At 66.8% G+C, this 6535-nt stretch carries 6 protein-coding genes and 1 pseudogene; all 7 read right to left on the bottom strand.

Features of this window, described 5'->3' with window-relative positions; genetic code table 11:
- Positions 1-99: 99 nt before the first annotated feature.
- Positions 100-852, bottom strand: coding sequence for an ABC transporter (locus L0D17_RS12765; RefSeq protein WP_015717245.1), 753 nt, complete (start codon positions 850-852; stop codon positions 100-102).
- Positions 853-1097: 245 nt separating this feature from the next.
- On the bottom strand, positions 1098-2057 hold the full coding sequence (locus L0D17_RS12760) for a hypothetical protein (protein ID WP_243095647.1): 960 nt from the start codon (positions 2055-2057) through the stop codon (positions 1098-1100).
- Between the two features lie 248 nt (positions 2058-2305).
- Positions 2306-2572: a hypothetical protein gene (locus L0D17_RS12755; RefSeq protein WP_018112300.1), complete on the bottom strand. Its 267-nt coding sequence runs from the start codon at positions 2570-2572 to the stop codon at positions 2306-2308.
- Positions 2573-2638: 66 nt separating this feature from the next.
- Complete coding sequence (locus L0D17_RS12750; protein WP_243095648.1) at positions 2639-3796, bottom strand: hypothetical protein; 1158 nt, start codon at positions 3794-3796, stop codon at positions 2639-2641.
- Entirely contained in the window at positions 3793-4944 is a 1152-nt protein-coding gene (locus tag L0D17_RS13680) for a hypothetical protein (RefSeq protein ID WP_135260244.1), read from the bottom strand. Before L0D17_RS13680 ends, L0D17_RS12750 begins: the two co-directional genes overlap by 4 nt.
- Positions 4941-6077 carry an MFS transporter gene (locus L0D17_RS12740; RefSeq protein WP_243095646.1) on the bottom strand — a complete coding sequence of 379 codons (1137 nt, stop codon included), beginning with the start codon at positions 6075-6077 and terminating at the stop codon, positions 4941-4943. The genes L0D17_RS13680 and L0D17_RS12740 overlap by 4 nt, the downstream gene beginning before the upstream one ends.
- A 13-nt stretch (positions 6078-6090) precedes the next feature.
- Positions 6091-6535, bottom strand: a pseudogene (locus tag L0D17_RS12735) (hypothetical protein); the annotation flags it as partial.

Below are 6535 nucleotides of genomic sequence, written 5' to 3'. Positions count from 1 at the left end.
AGGCCAGAAGCCCCGCCAGGGTGTCAAACCAGTAGCGCCTGGTCAGGTTCCACTCCAGGAGAAACTCGCTCCAGAGTTGCCAGCAGAGCATCACACCTCCTAGAACCTCCCCAATATACCCCGCCTGCGCACCAGGCGGTACATGTAGGCCATGGCCCAAAGCCCCAGGGCGAAGAGGAGGAGCCCTTGAAAGAGGGCCAGGCCCAACAGGCCCCAAGGCGCCTCCGCCCCTGAGAGGCTAAGCCGCAGGAGGTGCACCCCGGGGGCGAAGGGCAGGTGGGCCATCCAGGGCTCAAACCGGACCAGATAAAAGAAGTAGGGCAGGAAGAGGAACTGGACGATGGTGAAAAACTCGTCTACCTGCTTGAAGTACAAGGCAGTGGCCCCCATGAGGAGGCCGAAGCCCAAGGCGGCCAGGAAAAGGGGCAAGAACCCCAAAGGCCAGCGGGCCAGGGGGCCTAGGGTCACGCCGAAGGCCAAGGCCAAGGGTAGGAGGACCAAAAGGCTCCAGAGAACCCCGAATAGGCTTTGCACCAGGGCCCGAAGGAGGAGCTGGCGCAGGAGGCCTCCCCGGGCCAGGGCCATGTGTTCCAGGGTCCCCAGTTGCGCCTCGCCCTGGACCGTGTAGGCGATGGACTGGAAGGTGAACAAGGTGAGGTTGAAGGCCGTGAAGACCAGAAGCAGGGGGCCTGGGTCCAAGAAGCGGGCCTCCTCGGGGGTAAGCCGGCTAAAGCCCAAAAGGATTGCGTAGAAGTAGAGGAGGCTCCCCCCCAGGTTTGCCAGCGTGTTGAACCAGTAACGCCGGGTTCGGGCCCAAGAGAGCAGGAACTCGCTCCAAAGCGGCCAGAGCATGCAGACCTCGCTAAAGATGTGGATGGCAGCAGGAAGTTTCTTGGCACCTGGTAGCCTGCTGCCATCCAGGACTTGGCTACATTAGCCCTATTATCTTTGAGGGCAGGGCGCGGGCATCCTTCCACCGCAACCCGGGTCACCCAAGGGCTGCACCCGGGAAGGCTTTACAATCCACCGCATCTTTCCTCACCTCCTTTCCCTAGCCCGTGCAGGGCCGAGGTGCCGGCTCCGCCTCGCCTGCACGTTTAAAAACACCTGGAGTTGGACGAAGAACGCCTGCTTGAGTAAAGCCTAAGATCTGTCCACTGGTAATAGTACCCCGCCCAGGCTGAGCTGTAGCACCCCGTGCTTCCGTAGGCCACACTCATGCACTGGGAAGTGGGCCAACCCGAGTCGTAGCAGGGTGGAGGCCAGTCGTTTGCCGCCTTGGCGCTGGTCCGGGTTTCCACCTGGCCCCAGATGATGCTGCCCGTAGAGCAGCTGGCGAAAGCGTAGGCCTTAGCCCCAGGAGAGGCTGTGGTGGGCATGGCCGAGGCCGCCAAGCTACAGGACGGGAAAAGGGACTGGGGGCCCAGGTGCTGGACCAGGAGGGGAAAAGTATCCAGACCCACCACCATTCCCCCATCAGAGGTCTTGAGCTTCGGGGGCAAACCCTGGAAGTCTCCACCCCCAGGGAGGTTCTCCGGACCGTACCGTTTCATCTGCCCCACAATTTCCCCCAGCTTCGCCCTAAGTTCCTGGCGTTGCGGTTCCTTCAGGGGGAGAGGGATCCTCTCCAAGAAGGCCCTTTCCAGGACGCTTACCACAAGCTCCTCGTCGGACCAAAGAGCCTGCTGCTCCTTCACAAAGCGCAGCTGTTCCTCCCAGAATGCCTTTTCCTCGGAGGTGGCTTGGGCCATCCTTCCCTGGGCGTATTCAGCGAACTTCCGCACGCTTTCCTCGCTCAAAAGAGGTGGCGCTATATCCAGGGAAACCCTCCCCTCCCCCTCCCGGTACCGGATTCCGGGGGCGAGTTCCATCCAGGCAGCGGATTGATCGGGGGATTGGGAAGGCGTTGCGGTTGCCGCTCCCCGCCCGCAGCCCGCAAAAAGACCAGAGAGAACGACCAGGAGCGCCAAGGGCACTCTTGAATTCCAGGCGAAGGGCCTCACGTGGACCCGCCGCGTCCGGCCGACGGCTTTGACCTCCTGCACGTCCTTGAGCATCGCCTCCACCCCCTTCCGGGTTAGCCTCAGGGTAGCAAGAGGAAGGTAACGCCCGCGTAACTCAGGAAGCTCTCATAAAGACTCTAGGGCGTTACGCGGAGGTTACATGGGCCGGGGTAGCCTTCAGGTGTGCGGCTCCTGTGGCTTCTCCTCGCCCTACTCGGGGGCTCTGGGGTCCTTCCCCAATGCCTCGCCCCCCACTGCCCGCCCCCGGGGCCGGGGCTTTAAGTGTCCGTACTAGCCTGCCTTCACCGCCACCCCCTTCCCGCCCAGGAGGCGAAGCCGAGGAGGAGCCCCCCGGCCAGGAGGAGGAGCCTTCCCCTGGGCCACCGGTCGGCCAGATGCCCCCCGTAGAGGGCGAAGAGGGGCTCGGCCAGGAGGCGGAAGGCCAGGGCTGAGCTCGCCTCTAGGGGGCTCAAGGCCCCAAGAGCGGTGAGGGCGGCGTGGGCGAAGTAGAAGAACCCCGCCCCGAAGAGGCGGAAGGCTTCCAGCCAGAGGAGGAGGGCCAGCGTCATACGCCTACAGGCTAGCCGGAAACGGGCCAAAAACGAGAAGGGGTAGATTCTCCTTGTCCAAGATTCCTACTCTGCTTCTTCTTGCCTTAAGGCCTCCAGTCGCCTAGGGTGCAGGGGTCCTAGGGCGAAGGGAAGAAGGACCAGGAATCCCAAGGTTCCTAGGAGGAGGGGCAGGGTTGGATTCCCCTTGCCCAGGACCCCCGCCCCCAGGCCCCCCAGGGCCCCGGCCCCGTAGAGGAGGGCGCGGATGGCGGCGAAACTTGGGGCCAGGCCCTCCTTGGGCAGGAGCCAGCCCCGCACCGCCCGCAGGTGGGTGCTGAGGAGGGCCACGGCCAGGCCTAAGAGGGGAGGGGCGGCGAGGAGGAGGGGAAAGGGCAGGAGAAAGCCCATCCCCCCGAGGGCTGCCCCTAGCGGGCCTAGCCTAAAGGCCAGGGCCGGTGGGACCCGCCCGGCAAAGTAGCTTCCCAGGGTGTACCCCAGGCTTTGCAGCGCGAAGACCAGGCCGAAGAGGGCTTCCGGGGTGCCCGCCCGGAGGGCCAGAAGGCCCAGAAGGGCGGTGGTGAGGGCGTGGGCCAGGGTAAAGAGGAGGGAAAGAAGGAGATAGGGCCTGAGGGGGGCATGGGCCAGGAGGCGACGGAGGGACTGCACCAAGGCCTCGGGCCTCGTCGCCTCCTCCCTCTCCCCCTTCTCCCCCGTGAGGGCGGGGCGGAGAAGGGCCCAGGCCAGGAGGAGGATCCCGGCGGCAAGGAGGTAAGGGAGGGCGGGATGGAGGGCGAAGAGGGCGGGGCCGAGGCCTACCCCCACCAGCCCCCCCACCTCCCAGGCAGCATAGAGCTTGCCGCTCCTTTCCGCCAGCCTGTCCCGGCCTCTCCGCACCAGGAGGCCTTCCCAGGCCACGATGGCCAGGTCGGTGAGGACCATAAGGGGGTAAGCGTAGAAGACCAGGAGGGCGGCTTCCCGCGGCAGGAAGGGAAGGGGGAGGAACAGGAGGCCCCGGGCCAGGCGCAACTCCAGGAGAGCCCGGGCCAGGCCCTGCCGCTCCACCCAAGGACTGAGGAAGAGGAGGGGTCCCAGGGTGAGGTACCCCAAGGCGGCGAAGAAGCCCACCCATAAGGCCTCCCCCGTGCGGGCTACTTCCAGGGCGAGGGCACTAAAGCCAATGGAGGCCCCGACGTCGCTCAGGGCCTCGGCCCAGAGAGGCGCGTTATGCAAAGGAAACCTCACGGGGACCTCCCCTCCCTCAAGGCGAGGAGCCGCCCGCACCCCAGGGGCCCCAAGGCCAAGGGCAGGAGGAGAAGGAGGCCCAGGAGGGCGGTAAGGAGGGGCACCCGGGGGCCAAGGGTTCCCAAGCCCCCCGCCAGGAGGGTGCCGAGGAGGCTCCCCAGGGAGAGAAGGGCCACCGCCCCCGCCTGCACCCGGCCCAGGAGGGCCTCCGGCGCGAGGCGCTGCCGGTAGGCCCGTAGGTGGACCCCGCTTAAGGCACCGCCCCCGCCCACAAGGAAAGCGCCAAGAGGCCCGAAAGGAAAGGGCAGGAGGAGGAGGGCAAGCCCCAAGACCCTCAGCCCGTGCCCGCCCCAAATCCCCAGGCAAGGCCCTACCCTCCCCGCCGCGAGGCTTCCCAGGAAGCCCCCCAGGGAGAGGCCCAAGGGGTAGAGGCCGTAGAGGGCAGGGGGCGTCTCCTGGGCCAGGGCCAGGAGGGGCAGGAGGGCCAGAGCTAGCCCGGAGAGGAAGCTCAGGGCCAGGGCGTAGAGGGTAAGGGGAAGGAGCCGCCTGTCCTCGAGGAGGAAGGCGAGCCCCGCGAGAAGGGCCCTCAAGGTAAGACCCTCCCCCTTCGCCGCCCGTGGGGGCGGGTAGGCGGGGAGGTCCCGGAGGAGAAGGCCCTCCCCCGCGAGGAGGAGGCCTCCCAGGGCGAAGGGTAGGGGCTTGGCCAGGAGCAGGAGGGGAGGGGCCAGGAGGTCCCCCAGGCCGTCCCCGAGGAGCTGGGCCGCTTGAAGCCTCCCCCCTTCCCGCTCTAGCCTGCCCTGGGCCAGGCGGACCAGGAGGGCATGCCAGGCGGGGAGGTCCAGGGCCAAGACGGCTTGGAAGAGGAAGGCCAGGGGGAGGAGGAAGAGGGGTTCTTTGGGAAGGAGGGCGAGGAGGCCCAGGATCCCGGCCCTAAGCCAGACCCCAGCGAGGAGGAGGGTCCTGCGGTCCAACCGGTCCAGGAGGAGGCCGGCGAGGAGGTCCAGGGGCAGAGTGAGGTAGGGGAGAGCGGCCAAGAGGGCCAGGGTCCAGGTCGTTCCTTCAAGGCCCAGGAGGAGCCCAAGGCCCGTGAAGGCCAGGCTCCCCCCGAAGACGCCTAGGGACTCGGCCAGGAGGTACCGGCCCCTCACCGCCACCCCCTTCCCGCCCAGGGGGCGAGGGCGAGGAGGAGCCCTCCGGCCAGGAGGAAGGGAAGGGGGAGGGCCACCCCCGCCAGGGCCCCGCCTAAGAGGGGGCCTAAGGGGGCCAGGGCTCCGCTCAGGAAGAGAAAGCCTCCCGCCACCCGGCCCCGAAGCTCCGGGGGGGCCTGGCTCAGGCGCACCGCCCCGGCCACCGCGCCGAAGAGGGCGCCCCCAGCCCCCAGGAGAAAGGTCAAACCCGCGAGGAGGGGCCAGGGGGGAAGTAGGGCGGTCCCCAGGAGGCCTAGCCCCGCGAGGCCCAGGGCGAGCCTCAGGGTACCTCCTTCTCCTAACCGCCCCAGGACCGCCCCTACCAGGAGCCCTCCCAAGGCCCCCCCGAGGCTCTGGACTGCGCCCAGGAGGCCCAGGACCCAGGAGGCCTCCCCCAGGCCCCGCAGAACCACAAAGGGCAGGAGGCCGGCGAAGAAGGCGTAGGCCAGGCCCAGGAGGGCCTCCTGGAGCAGGAGAGGACGGAGAGAGGGGCTTTCCCAAAGGAAGCGCAAGCCCAAGAGGCTTCCCCCCTCTGGTCTCACCGAGGATCTTGGGGGCAGGGGAAGGGCGCGGTAGAGCCCGGCCGCGAGGAAGAGGAGCCCGCTTCCCAGGCCGACGGTCCAGGGGCGGCTTCGGGTGAAGAGGAGACCTGCGGCCAGATCGGAAAGGGCGTCGGCAGCGGCATAGAAGGCCCCCAGCTGCCCCCGGGCCCGAGCCAGGGCCTCCTTGGGGAGGAGGTCGGCGAGGAGGGCCCCGGCGGCCACCATCCGCAGGGCCTCCAGGAAGGCGAAGAGGAAGCCCAAGAAGTAGAGGGGGAGGGGAGAGGGGGCGCTGAGGAGGGGGAGGAGGGCCAGGGTGAGCCCTCCCTGGCCCAAGGCGGCCAGGAGGAGGAGCCTTCCCCTAGGCCACCGGTCGGCCAGATGCCCCCCGTAGAGGGCGAAGAGGGGCTCGGCCAGGAGGCGGAAGGCCAGGGCTGAGCTCGCCTCTAGGGGGCTCAAGGCCCCAAGAGCGGTGAGGGCGGCGTGGGCGAAGTAGAAGAACCCCGCCCCGAAGAGGCGGAAGGCTTCCAGAGCAAGGAGCGGGGCCACAAGCATTAGAGGACGCTTGTCATGAAGAGAAGCCTGTTACTTCCCAGACGACCCCATTTGTGGGAGAGCAAACTAGCATCTTTTCCCCATCTGGGGTGAAGCGCACGCAAGTCGGAGAGGGCAAGCCCCTCACAACCGGGGGATCAAATGCATAGCTTCTAGATTCCTGCGGATCTAGGGCAATTATAGTTCCTTGAATTGGTTGTGTGACGTACAGCAGGTGGTTGTAGGGATGGCCAATGATACCTCCGAGCTCACCCAAATCGTAACCGATCGTGTGCCTTTCTGCTATCTCTAAGGCACTCTGGGGCCTAGAGTTTTGCTCCTCAAGTGGAAACACCACTACGCGTCCTAGGCTCGAAATCGCCAGAACGAGGGTATCCTCTACATCGGGTAGGGTCGTGTCAAGAGTTATGTGTAAGAGTCTGTGTACGGGGGGCATACCGCTCCTGAAGCATCTTCTC

The organism is Thermus thalpophilus (genome assembly GCF_022760915.1).
In the GTDB taxonomy this organism is placed as follows: Bacteria; Deinococcota; Deinococci; order Deinococcales; family Thermaceae; genus Thermus; species Thermus thalpophilus.
Note: the sequence above shows the minus strand (reverse complement) of the source record. Positions and strands in the feature narration are given on the sequence as shown.

Excerpts from the sequence above, each read along its gene's own strand:
- L0D17_RS12740 (WP_243095646.1), bottom strand. The coding sequence starts at position 6,077 with ATGCTTGTGGCCCCGCTCCTTGCTCTGGAAGCCTTCCGCCTCTTCGGG.
- L0D17_RS12755 (WP_018112300.1), bottom strand. The coding sequence starts at position 2,572 with ATGACGCTGGCCCTCCTCCTCTGGCTGGAAGCCTTCCGCCTCTTCGGG.
- L0D17_RS12765 (WP_015717245.1), bottom strand. The coding sequence starts at position 852 with ATGCTCTGGCCGCTTTGGAGCGAGTTCCTGCTCTCTTGGGCCCGAACC.
- L0D17_RS12760 (WP_243095647.1), bottom strand. The coding sequence starts at position 2,057 with ATGCTCAAGGACGTGCAGGAGGTCAAAGCCGTCGGCCGGACGCGGCGG.